19 protein-coding genes are annotated in these 16,213 nt (G+C 65.7%); all 19 read right to left on the bottom strand.

Features of this window, described 5'->3' with window-relative positions:
* Nucleotides 1-114: 114 nt before the first annotated feature.
* A complete protein-coding gene (locus QP609_RS09345) occupies nucleotides 115-852 on the bottom strand; it encodes a hypothetical protein (RefSeq protein WP_289213994.1) in 738 nt (245 codons plus the stop codon).
* On the bottom strand, nucleotides 852-1,241 hold the full coding sequence (locus tag QP609_RS09340; RefSeq protein WP_289213993.1) for a hypothetical protein: 390 nt from the start codon (nucleotides 1,239-1,241) through the stop codon (nucleotides 852-854). Before QP609_RS09340 ends, QP609_RS09345 begins: the two co-directional genes overlap by 1 nt.
* A complete protein-coding gene (locus tag QP609_RS09335; protein ID WP_289213992.1) occupies nucleotides 1,241-4,612 on the bottom strand; it encodes a DUF1983 domain-containing protein in 3,372 nt (1,123 codons plus the stop codon). The genes QP609_RS09340 and QP609_RS09335 overlap by 1 nt, the downstream gene beginning before the upstream one ends.
* Before the next feature lie 137 nt (nucleotides 4,613-4,749).
* Nucleotides 4,750-5,367: a tail assembly protein gene (locus QP609_RS09330; RefSeq protein WP_289213991.1), complete on the bottom strand. Its 618-nt coding sequence runs from the start codon at nucleotides 5,365-5,367 to the stop codon at nucleotides 4,750-4,752.
* Nucleotides 5,360-6,100 (bottom strand): C40 family peptidase, encoded by a 741-nt coding sequence (locus QP609_RS09325; RefSeq protein WP_289213990.1) that lies wholly within the window; start codon nucleotides 6,098-6,100, stop codon nucleotides 5,360-5,362. Before QP609_RS09325 ends, QP609_RS09330 begins: the two co-directional genes overlap by 8 nt.
* Before the next feature lie 92 nt (nucleotides 6,101-6,192).
* Nucleotides 6,193-6,885 carry a phage minor tail protein L gene (locus QP609_RS09320; RefSeq protein WP_262086872.1) on the bottom strand — a complete coding sequence of 231 codons (693 nt, stop codon included), beginning with the start codon at nucleotides 6,883-6,885 and terminating at the stop codon, nucleotides 6,193-6,195.
* A complete protein-coding gene (locus QP609_RS09315) occupies nucleotides 6,882-7,265 on the bottom strand; it encodes a hypothetical protein (RefSeq protein ID WP_289213989.1) in 384 nt (127 codons plus the stop codon). Before QP609_RS09315 ends, QP609_RS09320 begins: the two co-directional genes overlap by 4 nt.
* A gap of 2 nt (nucleotides 7,266-7,267) precedes the next feature.
* Entirely contained in the window at nucleotides 7,268-7,819 is a 552-nt protein-coding gene (locus tag QP609_RS09310; protein ID WP_289213988.1) for a hypothetical protein, read from the bottom strand.
* A gap of 9 nt (nucleotides 7,820-7,828) precedes the next feature.
* The gene (locus tag QP609_RS09305) at nucleotides 7,829-8,158 is read right to left on the bottom strand and encodes a phage tail protein (RefSeq protein WP_289213987.1); all 330 of its coding nucleotides are present in this window, start codon (nucleotides 8,156-8,158) and stop codon (nucleotides 7,829-7,831) included.
* On the bottom strand, nucleotides 8,155-11,496 hold the full coding sequence (locus tag QP609_RS09300; protein ID WP_289213986.1) for a phage tail length tape measure family protein: 3,342 nt from the start codon (nucleotides 11,494-11,496) through the stop codon (nucleotides 8,155-8,157). The genes QP609_RS09305 and QP609_RS09300 overlap by 4 nt, the downstream gene beginning before the upstream one ends.
* Nucleotides 11,496-11,810 (bottom strand): hypothetical protein, encoded by a 315-nt coding sequence (locus QP609_RS09295; protein ID WP_289213985.1) that lies wholly within the window; start codon nucleotides 11,808-11,810, stop codon nucleotides 11,496-11,498. Before QP609_RS09295 ends, QP609_RS09300 begins: the two co-directional genes overlap by 1 nt.
* Nucleotides 11,811-11,838: 28 nt before the next feature.
* Nucleotides 11,839-12,231, bottom strand: a complete 393-nt coding sequence (locus QP609_RS09290; protein ID WP_289213984.1) for a hypothetical protein — start codon at nucleotides 12,229-12,231, stop codon at nucleotides 11,839-11,841.
* 102 nt (nucleotides 12,232-12,333) lie between these two features.
* Complete coding sequence (locus tag QP609_RS09285) at nucleotides 12,334-12,804, bottom strand: hypothetical protein (protein WP_289213983.1); 471 nt, start codon at nucleotides 12,802-12,804, stop codon at nucleotides 12,334-12,336.
* Between the two features lie 390 nt (nucleotides 12,805-13,194).
* Nucleotides 13,195-13,440, bottom strand: coding sequence for a hypothetical protein (locus QP609_RS09280; protein WP_289213982.1), 246 nt, complete (start codon nucleotides 13,438-13,440; stop codon nucleotides 13,195-13,197).
* A 9-nt stretch (nucleotides 13,441-13,449) separates the two neighbouring features.
* Nucleotides 13,450-13,860 carry a phage tail terminator-like protein gene (locus QP609_RS09275; protein WP_289213981.1) on the bottom strand — a complete coding sequence of 137 codons (411 nt, stop codon included), beginning with the start codon at nucleotides 13,858-13,860 and terminating at the stop codon, nucleotides 13,450-13,452.
* Nucleotides 13,857-14,282, bottom strand: coding sequence for a hypothetical protein (locus tag QP609_RS09270; RefSeq protein ID WP_289213980.1), 426 nt, complete (start codon nucleotides 14,280-14,282; stop codon nucleotides 13,857-13,859). The genes QP609_RS09275 and QP609_RS09270 overlap by 4 nt, the downstream gene beginning before the upstream one ends.
* The gene (locus tag QP609_RS09265; protein ID WP_289213979.1) at nucleotides 14,272-15,348 is read right to left on the bottom strand and encodes a phage minor head protein; all 1,077 of its coding nucleotides are present in this window, start codon (nucleotides 15,346-15,348) and stop codon (nucleotides 14,272-14,274) included. The genes QP609_RS09270 and QP609_RS09265 overlap by 11 nt, the downstream gene beginning before the upstream one ends.
* Complete coding sequence (locus QP609_RS09260) at nucleotides 15,348-15,704, bottom strand: hypothetical protein (protein ID WP_289213978.1); 357 nt, start codon at nucleotides 15,702-15,704, stop codon at nucleotides 15,348-15,350. The genes QP609_RS09265 and QP609_RS09260 overlap by 1 nt, the downstream gene beginning before the upstream one ends.
* On the bottom strand, nucleotides 15,701-16,213 hold the full coding sequence (locus QP609_RS09255) for a DnaT-like ssDNA-binding protein (protein ID WP_289213977.1): 513 nt from the start codon (nucleotides 16,211-16,213) through the stop codon (nucleotides 15,701-15,703). The genes QP609_RS09260 and QP609_RS09255 overlap by 4 nt, the downstream gene beginning before the upstream one ends.

The raw sequence follows: 16,213 nt of genomic DNA, 5'->3' as shown, positions 1-16,213 counted from the left end.
CGCTCGATCCTATCTAGTCTTGCGAGCCCACAATGTGACAGCGCTCACGTCGATCACCCTCAATCATCTTTTAGGCGGATGGCATTGAATTGAAATTCGGCCACGCCGCACTCTTCATCCGAACCCCAGCGGCACCTCGGTCAGGTCCACGATGAAGATCGTGGCGTTCTGCGGCCCCATCGTCACGCCGCCCACCGGGAACGTGTTGGTGATCAGGGTCTGTTGAGTCACCTGCAATCGCGAGAGGAAGATCCGGTTGTCGCTGGTCATGTGGAAATGGTCGGCATTCATGGTGCACCGATCCTGTGACTGCGAGAAGTAGTAGAAGCGCGGCGACGGGATGGCAATGCCGATCTTTGTCCCTGGGAAGAACTGGCCGATCTCTACGGGAGGCCCTGGGACCGTTGGCAGCGCCACCACCTGGAGTACCCGCAGACCCTTGCGTCGGGAGTCGTAGAAGACCGTGCCGTCTTCGCCACGCATGCGCAGACCAACCGGTCCACTGGCCGCACGCTCGGTGGCATTGAATGTGTAGTACTCCAGCGTCTTGTTCGGCGCTTGGTTGGAAGCGTAGACGAAACACGTCACACCGGTCTGAACCAGAGTGAATCCCGTCGTAGTTGCCACGCTGTCATTGATGTAGCGGCAGACATGGAGATTCGATGTCCCGCTCGTTGAGGCCAGGACCCCGCTCGGCGACCATGAGGCAAATGGCGGCGAGCCGCCGGTCCCGCCGCCGGAGAAAGTTCCGGTGTTGAGCGTCCCTGACTTGGCCAACTGTAGATTCTGATAGCCAGCCCCAATCTGGATCTGCCCGGTTCCCTGGTTCCGCACGCGTAGTCCGACGGCCATCAGCTGTATACCCCGTAATGAAGGGTGATGCCGCCGACGGTGTCCGTCGTGGGCTTGCTCGGAAACATCTCCATCCTGACGTGGAAGTTCACCACGTCAGGATCCCAGCTCCAAGTGATGCTGTTCCCCGATATGGTCACCGAAGGAACCAGCATTCCGTACACCGATCGTTGGCCCTCGCAGGTGAAGTAGTAGAAGGGCTCACCGCCAGAAAAATCATTGACGATGAGCCCTCCATTTGCCTCCGGCGGCGCTACCCACTTGTTGTTGGAGTTGACCGGGTTGTAGAGCGGGAACGTGTAGGACCCGATCCTCTTCGACAGCTTAGTGGTAACCGAAGTCTCCACGTACCCGCTCTCGGTCCGAACCCTCAGCCCAATGTCGACCATTACTGCAGCACTCCAAGCTCCACGGCGAGATTGCCGTTCGGGTAGCGGATGTAAATGCCCTGGTTAGTGATGTTCAACTGATATCCGCCGGCGACGGCGCCATTGAACTCGAATCCACCACCCGCCGCCTTGTTGATTCTCCAGCCGCTTTGCCCCGGCACGTAATCATCGGATTGGATGGCCCCACTGATCTTCGCATTGGTGATCGCGGCATCGGCGATATTGGCGCTGGTGATCCACGCGGTGCCGATCAGGGCCTGGTTGATGAAGGTCTGGCCGCCCTGAATCACGAACGGCGAGGTCAGCTGCCCGTTGACCAGGTTGACGAACGCGAAGCGGTCGGCGGTAAACAGCACCTGGCTCTGGTAGCTGCCGTCCGGCTGGTTCTCGATGCCGATGCCCATGCCAGCTGCGTAGTACTGGCCGTTGGCTGCAATCTGCAGCTTCAGGCTGTACGAGGCGCTGATCTGTCCGTCCAAGTCGACCAGAGCCTGCGAGGTGGCCTGCACCATCGCCCGGGTCTCGCCTACCGCTGCTTCGGTGGTATCGACCCGCCTGCCCAGCGCATAGTCTCCGCTCGCGATGACCGTCAGCGTGGTGATCGTGCCGGCAAACGCGTCCTCATCGCCCGCGTTCCAGTCCCCATCGCCGGCGTGCTCAGCGCTGTATTGCGCCACCAGGCCATCTACGCGGTTGCCCACCGCCGTGACCTTGCCGTCCACCTCCGTAACGTCAAGCTCCAGCTGATCGATCCGCCCGGCCAACGCGCCGGCCTCGGCCACGGCATCGCCGACGCTCTTCCACTTCGTGCCAGGCGGCTCCTCGTTCCCCGGGGCGGCGTCGGTCCACAACCAGATCTTGCCGTTGTGCACCACCGTCTGGCCCGACTCATACGTGGCATCTGCGGCCCAGATCAACGGGACGATACTGCTGATGCTCTCGATCTCCGACAGCAGCTCCCGCCCCAGCGCGCTCTTGTTGATGAGGCCGGAGAAATAGGCGTCATACTCGGTCACGTCGGTGCTCGACTCGCCCACGACACCAGCGCCAGCGGGATGCCACGGCCCGATATTGCCGCTGCGGTCCACCAACCGACCCCAGAAGTAGAACTTCGCGCCGGCGGCCAGGCCATCGAGCCGGTGTCGGTTCTGGGGATAGGCGAAATCGCCCAGCTTCGTCGCGCTCTCCAGGTTTGGGCCAGCGCTGCGCCAGATCTCGGTGCGTTGCGTGTCGGTTGCCCCGGGCGGGAACGCCCAAGCCAGCTGGATGCCGAACACCACTGACGCTGCCGTCAGTGAGGTCAGCGCCGGCGGCGGCTCCGTCTTCCCCTGAATGTCGGTGAGGACACTGAGGGCCGGCTGCGACACCGCATTGAGCGCATTCACCGCACGCACCCGGGCCAGGTACTTGCCCGCATAGACCCCGCGCACCTCCGCGCTGGCCGTGCCCACGCGCCCCACACGCACCCAGTTCAGATCGTCCCGGCGCCATTCCACGTCGTAGGCAATCGCCTTGTCGGCCGCATCCCATTCAATGGTCAGCACCGGCGTGGCAATGCCCTGGTCGATCACCACATGCGAGGACAGGCGCACGTTCGCCGGCGGCGGCTGCACGCTGGGCGGTACGATGCTGATGGGCGGCGGCTCCAGCCGGGTGCCGTCATCGATGGCCGCGAACTTGTCCGGGCGGTGCTGCAGCGCGGTGACGCGATAGGTCAGCCCATCTTCCTCGGTGATGCTGATCACCCGGAACTGCTGCATCACCAGGTCGGTCGACTCCGTCGCCCAGATCGACTGCACCACCGGGATCGCGCTCCAAGGCGCAGAGACGGTCACCACGCGCGTCTCCGGGTTGACCGCGCTGATGGTGCGGGCCTCGGTCTTCCCGCCCGGCAGCGTCGCCCGCAGGAGATCCCCGGCCTGCATCGAGGGCGGCACCACATCCAGGGTAAGGCTGCTCGCCGCGGCCGCGCTGATGCGGCCGGAGTTGCGCCGCCCCGCGCGCTTCGCATCGGCGACCTGGATCACGTCACCGGGCATGCAGTTCAGGGCATCGAGACCCACGGCGAAGTTGACGGTCTCCGTCTCCAGATTCTCGCTGTAGAGGATGTGCAGCCCCACGCGCTGGGCCTGCGACTTGGAGTGGCAGCCGAAAGCCGTCACCTCGATCTGGTTCACGCCGTAGCGTGCGATCCCTTCCTGCAGCTGGACCGGCTCGACCTTCTGCCGGCCGAAGTCGTCCGGGTCGGACCAGGACACCAACGCCACCGTGTGCCGTGCCTTGCTGCCGCTGCCGGTGTACGTGAACTTCCCGTCGACCACGTTGGCCTGGCTGTAGGTATAGACCGGGTCCTTCGGCATGTCGGCCGAGGCCATGATCTGCCCCGCCGCGTAGAAGCTGATGCCGCGGAACATGCTGGCCATGTCCTGCAGCACCTTGTGGGCCGACTCCCGGGTCTGCAGGTACAGGCTGCAGGTGAAGCGCGGCTCCATGCCGCCCATGCCGTCGCTGACCAGCTGATCGCAGTACTGCGCGATCTCGTACAGGCGCCACTTGTTGACCCAGTCCAGCGGGATTCGGTCGCCCAGACCGAAACGGTCGTTGGTGACCATGTCGAAGAACACCCACGCCGGGTTGTTCGTCCAGGCCGACTTGAAGGTGCCATCCCACACCCCGCTGTAGGTACGCGCGATCGGGTCGTAGTTGCTGGGCACGCGGATGATCCGCCCCCAGATGCGGTAGGCCGTGGTCGGCTTGCCCTGGAACTGGCTGCCGTCGATCTGGATCGCGGCCAGTGCGCAGTTCGGGTAGCGCAGCTTCACGTCGATGATCTCCGTCATGGAGATCACGTTCACGGTGTCGGCGACGGTGGAGCTGTTCGCGTTCGGCGTAAGGCGGCGGATCCGCGCCTGCCACTGATTGCCCGGCGGCAGGTCGATGCGGTGACTGCGCTGGTACTCGGTGGTGGTCTTGCCGCGGAAGGCGTTGCTCAGCACCGTGCTGAAGGCGCCGCCATCGGTAGACAGATCGATGGCGTACTCGACGGCATAGCCCTCGGTGTCACCGTTCTCGGTGTTCTGCCGCTGCAAGGCGGGCACACCGAACCGGATGCGGACCGCGGACAGATCCTGCCCGGAGGCCGCGCGCACCACCGGTGTGTCGCGCAGCTCGACGCCAACGCCGATCTCGTTCTCGACCGACGGGAAGCCCGGGATGTACTCCTGGTCCTGCGTGCCCGAGCGCGTCTCGACCTTCACGCCGTTGAAGTTGAAGCTGCCGTCGCTGTTCTGGATCGGCACCTCATTGAGGTAGATGGACTGGTTACCGGCCACCAGACCCCGGATCTCGCCCTCGCTGACCAGGTCCAGCACCTTGGCATAGGAGATCGAGTGCAGGCTGTCCGGGGTCTCCACCGGCGTGCGGGCGTTGGTGCTGCTCTTGCCGCCTGCGCCGATCACATCAACGCACGCCAGGGCCAGCGGATCGTGTTGATAGCTGACGGCTCGGTTCACTGCTGGTCCTCCGCGTAGATGCCGCCGCTGATCACCACGGATCCGACGACCATCCCCTTTGTGTCGTGGCCGCCGTAGGCGACGGGCACGGGGTTGCCTTGGGCCTGCACGTTCACAGGCCCGTTCATGCTGTAGTTCGGCGTGTTCTCGGCGGCCTCCTTCGTCCCTAGGCCACGGGGCTGGGGCGACAGCATCTGCACCACGCCGCCGATGGCCAGACTCCAGCCGGCCGCGCCGACAGCGCCCCAGAACTTGGCCGCTGCGGCGCCGGCGCCCGGACCGCCGTAGATGGAGGCCACCACGATCAGGGCCACACCGACGATGGTCTGCAGGGCACCCCCACGTTTGGAGCCGACCAGCACCGGTGCAATGCGGATATCGTCGGCACCCGGCGGATCGTGCAGCTGCGCCTTGCTCAGGTTCTCCCGCCCGATGAACACGGCAAACTCGATGCCCTGGTCCTTGCAGCCTGTCAGGAACTGCCGGAAGCCGGGCAGCAGGATGCCGAGCGCGAAAATGGCCTCGGCCGGGCTGTCCACCGCCAGCTGGAACTTGCGGCCAAAGCGAGCGCCGAGGCGCCCGTACAGCCGGACAGTGCGAAGGCGCTCAGTCATTGCCGGCCTCCTTGTGGCGGACGATGTAGCGGGTGCGCTCGGCCCACATGCCGCCGTAGACCACCGTTTCAGACAAGCGCCCGTGAATGTGGTGCAGCATCTTCCCGTCGCCCAGGTAGACGCCGGCATGATTCGGCACCGGTGAGCGGATCTGCATCAGGATCATGTCGCCGCGGCGGGGCACGCCCTGGATGACCGCGAAGCCCTCCGCCTGCAGCCGGTCTAGGCTGTAGAGGTCCTGGCCCTTCTCCCACCAGTCGTCTTCCCGCTCGTACTGGCTGAGCTGAATACCCAGCTCGCGGGCGTAGAAATCACGCACCAGGCTGTAGCAATCCAGCACGCCGTGGGCGAACTGCCGGCCTACCAGCGGCGCCTCGTAGCCGCAGGGCACTATGGTCTGCAGGTCGCCACATTCGGGGTCAGCCCCAACGCACTGTCCCACGCTCACGATGTGCCACGGCAGGCCGCTGGCCTCGCACATGACGCGGTCGGCATCAGAGGCAGCCGCAGACGCGTTCGGGTGGCTGTGCACGACGGCCAGCACTTCGCCGTTGTCCTCGGCGTCGGCAAAGTCATCTGCCGGCAGCCGGAAGTGCTCGCTGGGAGTTGTGGCCAGGTTGCGGCACGGGACGTATAACTCCCCATCGCAGCCGGCCACGATGAGGCCGCAGCACTCGCGCGGGTAGTCGGCCACGGCATGCGCCTGGATGGCCTGCAGGGTGCTCTGTTGCATGGATCTCGCCCATAGAAAAGGCCCGCGCCTGGCGAGCCCTGTGGTGCTGCTGGTGCAGCGCGAATGGTCTGGAGCTGGGGTATGGCGGATCGTCAGGTCCGCAGCAGGCCGGCAGCGGGGAATCCACCGTGCGGAATCGGCTTGTCCTGGCCGAACCGCAGTTGGCAGCTTCGGACCAGGCCGGCGCACACGTCCCTGGCCGGGTCGTCGACTGGCTGGTCGTTGATATCGAAGTAGGCCGAGCCGGTGTAGCCGCAGTAGGGACCGCGATAGCCCCCGTGCAGCAGGGCGCTGCAGATCCTCGTGCATTGCCGGGCGGGAAGCTCCCGCCCGTTGAAGTCGGCCACCGTGGTCAGCTCGAACTCGACCGTTTCGTCGTCCTCGCCCACCTTGCGCTCGATGTACCAGATTTCATCCGGGAAGTGTTCGCCAGGATCAGCCAACGGGTTCCCCTCGGGGAAGTTGGCCGCGTCCAGGTATTTCACCAGCGTCTGCCGGCGGATCAGCTTGGCGCCAGCCAGATCCTGGAACATGCGGCACAGAGCGCCGATCCGGCCATCGATGTTGCTTACCCTAAGCCGTGGGTTGGGCTGCTGCTCGCTGGTGCGCTCGAAGCCGGTAGCGTTGATCGGCCAAGGTCCATATTCCTGGCCCTGCCACCAGATCACCCCCGACTGCAGGTGCTGGTGGAACCAGAGCTGATCAGCACCGAAGCTGGTGCAGTCCAGTTCATAAACGGTGACGCGGCCGCCCGGCTCGAGCTGCTGGGCATCGGCGGTGATCATGGCGCATCGACCTCCGCGTCCTCGGCTTGTTCGAGCTCCGGAGCGTCAACGACGACACGTACCGTCAGCAAGTAGACAATGTCCCTTGCCTCTCCGGTCGCCGGATCGGTACACGTGTAGAGCACCGCACCCGCCTCCTGCTGGATGGCCAGACGGATGGTCTGTTCGTCGTTCTCGTCACGGTATACGCTCGCGCGCCACCCGGTAGCCGGTTTGATCCCCGGACCAGCTACCCGATACACGCCAGTCGCAACACGAGCGCACGCGATGCCCAAAGCATCAAACGAGCAACCGATGCTTGTGCCAGGAGCATGGTCTCCGTCGAGCACGATCCCGCCATCAGGCTGGATGTTGAACGCTGCGGTGCAGGTGGGCTCCATGTTCAGGCTCTCTTGATGAAGTTGTTGGCATCCACCGTCGTGTTCCCCGCGTGCCATAGGGCACTGCCTCGGAAGGACACAGCTGTTCGGGTGACCGTGAGCACCTGGACATAGGCCGAATTGAAGAAGTCGCCGTCCTTCAACCAGACTTGGCATTGGGACTCGAATCCGTTGGGCCCCGTAGGGACCAGGAAAACACCGGCCAGATCGCTGTTGCTGGCGTTGTAGGACAGGGTGAGCTTGGCTCCGAAATCGTTCGTAGCATTCGCGTTGTGGAAAAAGTTCGCGCGACGAACTGCCGTTCCGCCGCCTCGCATGACGAGCGTCCCCGTCATGGCGCCGGCTTCACCTCCAGCCTTCGGAACGGCCGCCGCAGCTGCGGAACCAGCATTGGTCGCCTTCGTGTCCGCGGTGGCCGCAGCTGTGGCGACAGTATTGATCCGGCCATCGAGGTACGCGTCGTTATCGTTGACCTTCCCGAAGGCGATCCTGGCTGGATCGCCCTTCTTGCCGTTCGGCTGGACTGTATCGATATTGATTGGCTGAAGTGCCATGTTCTCTCCTTACGGCTGGAACGTCTGTTCGAAGGTGGCCGTGACGCTGTAGGTAAGACCAGTGGGGAATGGCTCACCCTGCGCTGTGCACTCGAACAGCAGCAGGCCGCGTGGGCTCTCCCACAGGAACGAGCGGCCGACGTGCGTATCGAGGAAGGCGATGATCTGCTCGATCGTCGCCCTGCTGCCGGTGAAGGTGAGCTGGTAGTTACGGCTGCGCGGGTTGATTCCGTCCGGCGCCACCTGGCGGTAGCCGTCGCCGAACTGGACGCGGTGCACCACATCCTTGATGGTGCCCCCGCCCGTGCTGGTGGGCTTCCAGATGAAGGTGTCGGTCATCGCCCTGCTCCCATGACCCGCATCGCACCACCGTCCTTCATGGACCTGACCTGCGCATCGTTGATCTTCATGTCGATCAACTGCCCGATTTCCTTACCGAACCGCTGCCACACCGGGGTATCTGCAGACACGTCGGTAGAGCCGTCGCTGTTGACGACCACGCGCACGTTCACCACGGATCCGCTGCCGGTGGACGTGTTGCCACTGCCCCCAGTCGGGGCCGCAGGGATCACTGCTCCGTTGTCGCCAGGGATGAGGTACGTCCTGCCGTTCTGTCGGAACAGCTCAGGCTTGCCGCCCTCACCCACCTGGTAGAACGCGTCCGCCGCCACAGGGCCACCGGTTGCGCGGCCACCGCCGTAGCTGGCCAGCAGGCCGGCATTGATGTTCTGCGTGCCGCTGGTCGCCGCCGCGTTGCCCGCAGCTGTCACTCCCCCGCCCCATGCGCCCGCCACCGCATTGATGATGCCCACGGCCGCCTGCTTTGCAGCGATGCGCGCCAAGTCGGCAACGATGGCATTGGCCATGTCACGGAACGATAGCTTTCCGGTCTGAGCGAACCGCACCCAGGCATCCTCCCAGCCACCGAGTGCGCTGTTCATCAAGCCGTTGGCCTGCTGCAGCGCGTTACTGGCAGCGAAGGCGTACTCCTCCCATGCCCGACGCGCGCCTGCCCGCCAGTCGCCCAGCATCGCCAGGCGCTGCTCCTGGAAGACGCGTTCCTTAGCCAGCTCGCTGTCGCGGTAGGCAGCCGCGTTCGCCGCCAGCAGATCCCACGACGCCTTGTCGCTTGCCACATCCCGACTGCCGATGCGCTTCAGCTCGTCCTGATACTCGCGTTGGATGTCAAGCTGCCGACGGAGCATGCCTACCGCATCGGACCCTCGGCCCATGCCCATCAGGTCCAGTTCGTTGGAGCGGTCTCGGTTGGCGCTGGCCTGCTCCAGAATGGCCTGTTGCCGCGCCAGTGCCTCCGCTGCTTCCTTCTCCTTGGTGTACGCCGCTGCCTTCGTTCCCGAGGTGAGAAGTTCTTCCCTGGCCGCTTCCAGAAGCGCCCGGGTAGACGCCGTCATGGTGTTCTTGCCCTTGGCCAGCACCTGCTCGATCGCCATCGCCTGGCGCTCGCTCTCGGTCACCTTTACGCCGGTCTCCACCAGCTGCTTGTTGGCCTCGATCTGCCGCTGGGCAGCGGCCAGCATGTTCTGCGCGGCGCTGTCGTCACCGTTGCGCTTACCCAGGCCGTCGCGGCGATTGAACGACTTGTCAACGTCGGCCTCCGCCTTCGCGATAAGACGCTGCATCGACCCGTCGAAGTGGCGAGCGTCGTTGTCGGCCAGCTTGTTGTACTGGGCGATGATCTTCAGCCGTGCCGCCTCCTTCGCGCTGGCACGGTCGAGGCCGGCCACCTGGGCATTGATAGCCTCGGCCGCAGCCTGCTCGGCTGAGGCGCGCTCCTGCGTCACCGCAGCCAGGTCACGTGCGGTCTGCGGATCCAGCGCGCCACCCTCATCGATGGGCTTGGGCAGCGGCGGCAGGCCTCGCATGACTGCCGCCGCGCCGTTCAGCGCCTCGGTGACGGACGGCAGACCCAGGTTCTTGACCAAGGTGCCACCGGCCAAGCCAAGGCCCAGCACGTCGCTCAGGCGTGGCATCCGAGCCAGGACGCCCCACTCTCCGGCAAGGTCCACCACTGCACTGGTGAAGCTGCCCAGCGCACCCCAAGCACCGCCGATGTCGTCCTTGATGTCGCGCCAGCCCTTGGACATTGCCGGCATCACCGCCTCGGTGCGGTTCGCCACGTCGTCCAGGTGGCTGGCATAGATCTGGATCGCCTCGTTGGCGGCCTCCTGCGACCTCCCCTCTTCCCGCAGCGTAGTGATGCGCTGCAGCTGCGCGGCGGTCAGGAAGCGCTCTGCGTCGTTGAGCTTCAGCAGGCCCTCAACCGGTTCCTTTGCGATGGAGTCGAATGCACTGACCGTGGCCGACAGCGAACGCCCGGTCGACGCTTCCATGCGCGCAGCAGCGGCGGCCACGATCTCGAACTGCTCGCCGGCATAGCGTCCAGCCTTCGCCGTCTCCGTCAGCGCATCAACCGCACCACCACGGGACACGCCCTGCAGGTGATCAATGCTGCTGGCCAGCTCCAGGAAGCCAGCGGCACCGACGGCGGCGCCCTGCCCGCTCAGGATCTGGGCCTTCTGGAACTCGAACAGCTGGTCTTCCGACTGCTTTGCGGCCATGGCCAGTGCCGCCAGCGCGGCAGCAGCCAGCGTCACCGGATTGATCAGCCCAAGCACGTACCCGCCCACGGCACGCGCGGCAGGGCCGATGCCGCCGAACTGGTCCTTCAACTGGCCACCCTGCTGGATCGCCACCATCCACGCCGGCTGGCCGCTGATCAGGCTGGTGGTAATGTCGGTCACCTGCATGGGGATCATGCGCAGGTTGTTCTGCAGCTGCCGCGCGGACATACCCATGCCGTTCTGCGCGCCGGTGGCGTTGAGCACCGATGCACGCATGGCGTCGATCTTGGTCTGGTACTGATCGAACACCGCCGGATTGATCAGTCCCGCCTTGTGCGCACGCTCTAGGCGATCCTCCATGGCCGCCAGCCGGTTAAGCGCACCCACAGTCGGGTCGATCTGGCCCAGCAGCTGCTTCAGGTTGATCTGCTGGGCCTCAGCAGCGGCGGTAGCCTGGCGCACCTGATTGGCGGCCCGCGCCTCAGCCTCTTCCAGAGCGCGTGCACGGGCGACCATGCGGTCCTGCTCGCTGCCGGCGCCGGCCAGCGCCCGCGCCTTGTGGTCTATGCCCAGGGCGGCGTCACGAGCAGCCTCGGCCAGGGCGCGCTCGGACAGGTTCGCCTCCCGGTTGCTGGCCGCCCATTCCATGGCCCTCTGAGCCACACCCTTCAGCCGTGCGTCCTGATCGGCCAGCTGCTTCTCCAGCTGCTGGCTTGCCGTTGCCACCTGGGCAGTGGACGCCGCTGCAGCAGCACCCGCCGCACCATAGGCCTGCGCCTGAGCCGCGGTGCTGGTCAGCTTCCCGTCGAGCGCCCCCAGCGAGGCCAGGATCTCGGTGTTGGTCCGGTTGAGTGTCTGCAGCTCGGTGATCACCGCACCGGTGCCGGTTCCGATGCGGTCCAGTGCGCCGCCCAGACGGTCGCCGAGCGCGCTGGAGGACCGTTCGACCGTCCGGGCCAGCGCCGAGTACTCGCGGTCCAGGCGATCAGCAGCGCCGCCGGCACGATCAGCCGCAGCAGCATTCTCGTCCAGGGCCTTGGTGCCTTCGACCAGGCCACTGCTGTCGACCTTGTAGCCAAGCTCGGCGATATCCATCAGGGGCTCCCGTTGTTCTGCATTGCCCGCTCACGCGCGGCTTTCTGGTCTTCGCGCACCGCGCGCAGGTACTGGTCATCCATCGCCATCAGCATCCCGACCTCCTCCGGGAGAAGTGCGACCTGCAGCAGGCGGGCCCATTCGCCAACGTCAGCAAACGTCAACGCTTCCGGACCGCTGTGCCTGCGCCCGGATAGCTCCCAGAACCAGCCCCAGACGTGGGCAGCCGCGTCCGGGACCTCCAGCTCTGGTGATTCGGCGATGCCGAAGCGCGCGTTGCGCTGGCGCCTTGTCTCGCCGTTCTCATCCGCCATGTCGTAGCGGACGGCGATGTAGACGGCCTCAGCCGTCCGTTTCGTCAGGTCGGCGAAAGAACTCCGCTCGGTCGGTCAGGGCGACGTCGACCTGTTCCCCCACCCATGGCAATTCCTTCAGCAGCTGCTGCAAGGCGTGCTGGTTGAACTCGGGTTTCTCCCCGTGGAAGGTCAGCTCCCCCTTCCACTCCCAGCCACCGATCGAGGCACAGAGCATCCCGATACGGCTGGCCTCGATCTGCTCGGCACCCAGCTTGCCGCGGTAGTTGATCCGGTCGTTGATCGACTTGCGTGCTGCGGTCTTCACCTGCGGGTGACTGTCGGGCAGCAGGATCAGCACCAGGCCCACCGGCTCTTGGTTGGCCGGGTGCACGATGTCCAGGCGGCGCTCTGCCGCCACGATGTTGGTCAGTTCGGTCATGTTCGAGATCCTTGATGGCGATCCGATAGAGAGCCCCGGGGGAAGCCGGCCGGATCAGTTCCGGCTTGTCAGGCGGCCGCCCTATCCCCCGGGGTGTTCGGGTTACGGCGTGGTTGGGGCCGGCACCGTGATCGGCGCCTGGTTCAGCGCCAGCGTGAAGGTGTTGAGGACGAAGTCCTCATTGCGGCCGCCGGTCACGTTCGGGCCGGCGACCAGGCCGCGCAGGAACTCGATGGAGCCATCAGCACGTTCCACCTTGAACGCGTAGGCGTCCGGTACGTTGGGCGCACCCGCAGCGCGCAGCGCCACCTGGCCCGGGTCGGTCAGGTCCTCGGCCACCTCCACCTGCGGGTCGCCCGCATTGGTGATGCCCTTGCCCTTCAGCGCCACCAGGGTGTCCAGCGTGTCGTACTGGACGATGTTGGTATTGATGCCGCGCTCACCAATGCTGCCGACCTTCTTCACCTGCACGAAAGTCAGGGCCTTGAACTCGGTTTCGGTCAGGTCGGCGTTCTTGGGGGTGGCGCAGATGTGCAGCTTGGTACCTGCGTTCGTCTTTGCTTCAGCGGCCATAGCCGTATCTCCTCGCGATGGGCGTAAAAAAACCCGCCACGGGGCGGGGTCGTTGGAAAAGCGAAAGGCCCGCGGGTGGGCGGGCCTTTGTGTCCTAAGTAAGTCTCTGATCAGCCTGATCCATCGCCGATGTATCGCCCATCCGGGCACATGATCGGGTTGCCGCCGACGTAGGTTCCATCAGGAGCCATTGTTGGCCTGCCGGCCACGTATGTACCGTCGGGGGCCATGCGGGGTGTTCCTGCAACGTACTTGCCGTCAGGGGTCATTTGCATTTGCCCCCTTCCTACATAGCTCCCATCTGGTGCCATCTGCGGACTGCCGAACACGTACGTTCCATCTGGTGCCATCTGCATGCTCATAGAAGCTTCCCTTCCTTTTAGGCGACCCTCACTTTCGGGATGATGGCCCAAGTTTCGCGGCCACCAGCTGCATGGCCTGAGGTCGGGTAAAGCCGGCCTCCACGTAGGCCAAGTACTCAGCCCGAACAAACCGCGCCTGCTCGGCGCAGAACTCGTCCAGCAGTTGCCGGTTCCGCTTCATGCGGGTGATGGCATCGCGCATGGCCTGCAGCTCACCCTCGTTCGGGATCTCGTTGCTGCTGACCAGGTGCAGGTTGGGCGGCTTGGGGCTCATGGCCGGAGTCTACCCCGAAACGAATCCCCGCCACGGGATGGTCACCGGATGCATGATCCGCTCCGGGTCCTGGATGATGCTGGAGGTCCAGGGCTTCCTCTCCACCCGCATGCCGGCGAAGGTCGTGCCCTTGGCGAAGGCGGCGATGATCTGGTCCGTGATCGCAGTACCCACCATGATCCCCTGCCCGGGCCGGTAGCAGGCCGACAGCTGGCCGAACCCCTGCATCAGGAACGGGCCATCGTCCTCGATGCCGTAGTTCTCGGTGCGATTCGGGAGCCACTGCAGCTCCAGCCAGCGGGCGTTGTTGCCGGTGGGCGGCGTGAATCCCTGCCCCGGGTACGAGCAGGCCAGGCCCTGCGCTGCAGCGAACTGCCCCACCAGCGTGGCGAATGCGTCATAGATCGCGGTGTCGCTCATCCCATCCGTCCTTTCACGTCGGCGGTGACCTCGGCCACGATGAAGTCCCAGCGCTGTGCCGCCGCGCGCGCGAAGCCCTTGCCGGCCTGGGCATAGGTTCTGCCCAGGCTGTCCTCGCCCTGGAAGCCGTGCTCCATGCGCATGGCGTACTTCGCTGTCCAGCCAGCCCACACGGTCTGCCCGAGCTCCATGGTGGCGAACACTAGCTCCGGGGGCTGCGCTCCCTCAGAGGGCATGCCTTCTACCGACGCAGCCACCGAGTTGCGCAGCGTGCCAGTGATGACCGGCATCTTCCCGCCCTGCCCCTCGGGCGTGCCGGCTTCCTCCATCAGCTTGGTGGCCGACTCGCGGAAGATCACGCCCTGGATGGCTTTAGCCTTCTCCGCGAAGGCCCGGACCTGGCTGCCGAACTTATTGGCCACGCTTTACCTCCGCCGCCATGTTCACCCGGTACTTCTTCATGCAGCGGCAGCCGATGGTTTCCTCCGGGCCAGCGCCGAGCGAGGTGTCGCCGGGGAAGCGCATCAGCGCGCCGCTGGGCGTCTGGAATGGCTCACCGAACCGACGCACCTGGCCGTTCATCGCCTGGTGACTGTGGCGGGTCCTGTCGTCACCGGTGGCTGACCAGGTGCCTTCGACGTTCTCCGGCGCCAGACGACCGCTTTCGATCTGCTGCCGGAACGCCTCCTCCCGGCCCGCGGCCATGGCTGTCAGCGACTCGGTGCGGGCGATCATCTCGCCCCGTAGTGCCAAGAGCCTGTCTGCGTAGCGCGCAGCGATCTTCTCCACGTCTGCCGGTGCCACCGGCTGGCCGGCCTTGATGGCCCGGCTGACGATGCCGTCCAGGCGCCTGTCGCGCCGCTTGCGGCCGAAGTACTCCGCCATCTGCGACGGATCACCGCTGGCCAGCTGTTGCCGGACATTGGCCACGAACTGCGCCTGCTGCGCGGTGAGGCCCACGACGCCGCCACTGCGGCGCCCGGTCTCGCCCACGCGGCCGACCAGCTCCAGCGCTGTCTGGCGCGGGTTTGTACCGCTGGCCATGCCACGGGTCAGCAGCTGCCGCACAAGCACGCGTTGATCCTCGACCACGCCGGTGATCAGGCGCGAGGAGTTCGACTGCAGCCAGCTCTCCACGCCACGGTTGCGCATGTCGAACCCGAACCGAAGCAGCGGCGTGTCGTTGGCTGGGTTGTACCGCCCGCGCACCTGCTGCCGCAGCGACAGAGTGGGCAGCTCCTTCATGCCAACCTCAGCACCAGTTGCGAAGGCCTGGCGCACCTGCTCGGCCAGCGGCGAGAAACGCTCGCCGTCGAATCCCAGCGCCTCGAGGACGGCGTCCACCTGTCCTGCTTGCAGAAGGCTCGCCAGTAGGTCCAGCTGCACCTGCGATCGCACGCCGGCAATGGCTTGCTCGAACGCGCGGCGGACAGCCGGCTCCAGGCGACGTGCCAGCAGCTCCAGCTCGCGGGGTGTGTAGTCGGCCATCAGCGTCGGGCGTGGAACTCGTAGAGCAGCACCTGCCCGCCAGGGGAGAGCGGCTGCAGGTCGATGAGGTGATACAGCTGGCCACCCAGCAGCAGCCGGTCGTCCTTGCCAGGCTGAACGTCCACCGCGGTGGAGATCAGGCCCAGCTTGTCGCCCTGCTGCACCAGCGTGGCGTCGCGGTTGGTCAGGCTGTACTCCAGCTCCACCACCTTGCAGTCGTGCCGCGCGGCTGGCCCGGGCTGCGGGTTGTGCGGCGGGCCAGTCGGTGCGCCGTCGCGCTCCAGCTGGGTGCCGTAGCCGTAGCGGTCGATCAGCTTCGTGGCCGTCGCCTGCATGCGATCGTAGAAGGTGTTCATACGACACGCACCGCAGGTAGAACCGCCGGCGTCCGCAGCAAGGGCGCCAGGATCTCATCGATCGCAGGGACCACCGGCCGGTTCGGCACCTGGCCAGCGGCCGTGGCATCGGCGTAGGTGACCTCGATGGGGCCAACCTTCTCCTTTGTGACCGCCTCGCTCGCCACGTAGTCCGGCGATAGGCTTCCGGGCGCTACCAGCTCGCGCAGCGCGGCCTCGTAGGTTGCGCGCTCGACTTCGTCGGGCACTTCGTCCGGCTGGATGGGATCGCCGTCGTAGTCGATCGCGCCGGTGCGGGGCCACTCGTTCGGCTGGCCCCGCCCGGCCGTGCGCACGCCAGGGAACATTGACGCCCAGCGGCCGGATGCGAGCAGCACCCGGTACCGGCCGTCGATGTAATCCGTGGCGCGGACCAGCGCACCCTCGCGGGCCTGTTCCGTGCCTGCGGCCCAGGCGGCGTTGCCGCGCGCCTGGTGGTAGCTGTTCGCGCCTTCCAGCGTGCCGTACAT

The organism is Stenotrophomonas sp. 8(2023), from assembly GCF_030345295.1.
In the GTDB taxonomy this organism is placed as follows: Bacteria; Pseudomonadota; Gammaproteobacteria; order Xanthomonadales; family Xanthomonadaceae; genus Stenotrophomonas; species Stenotrophomonas muris.
Note: the sequence above shows the minus strand (reverse complement) of the source record. Positions and strands in the feature narration are given on the sequence as shown.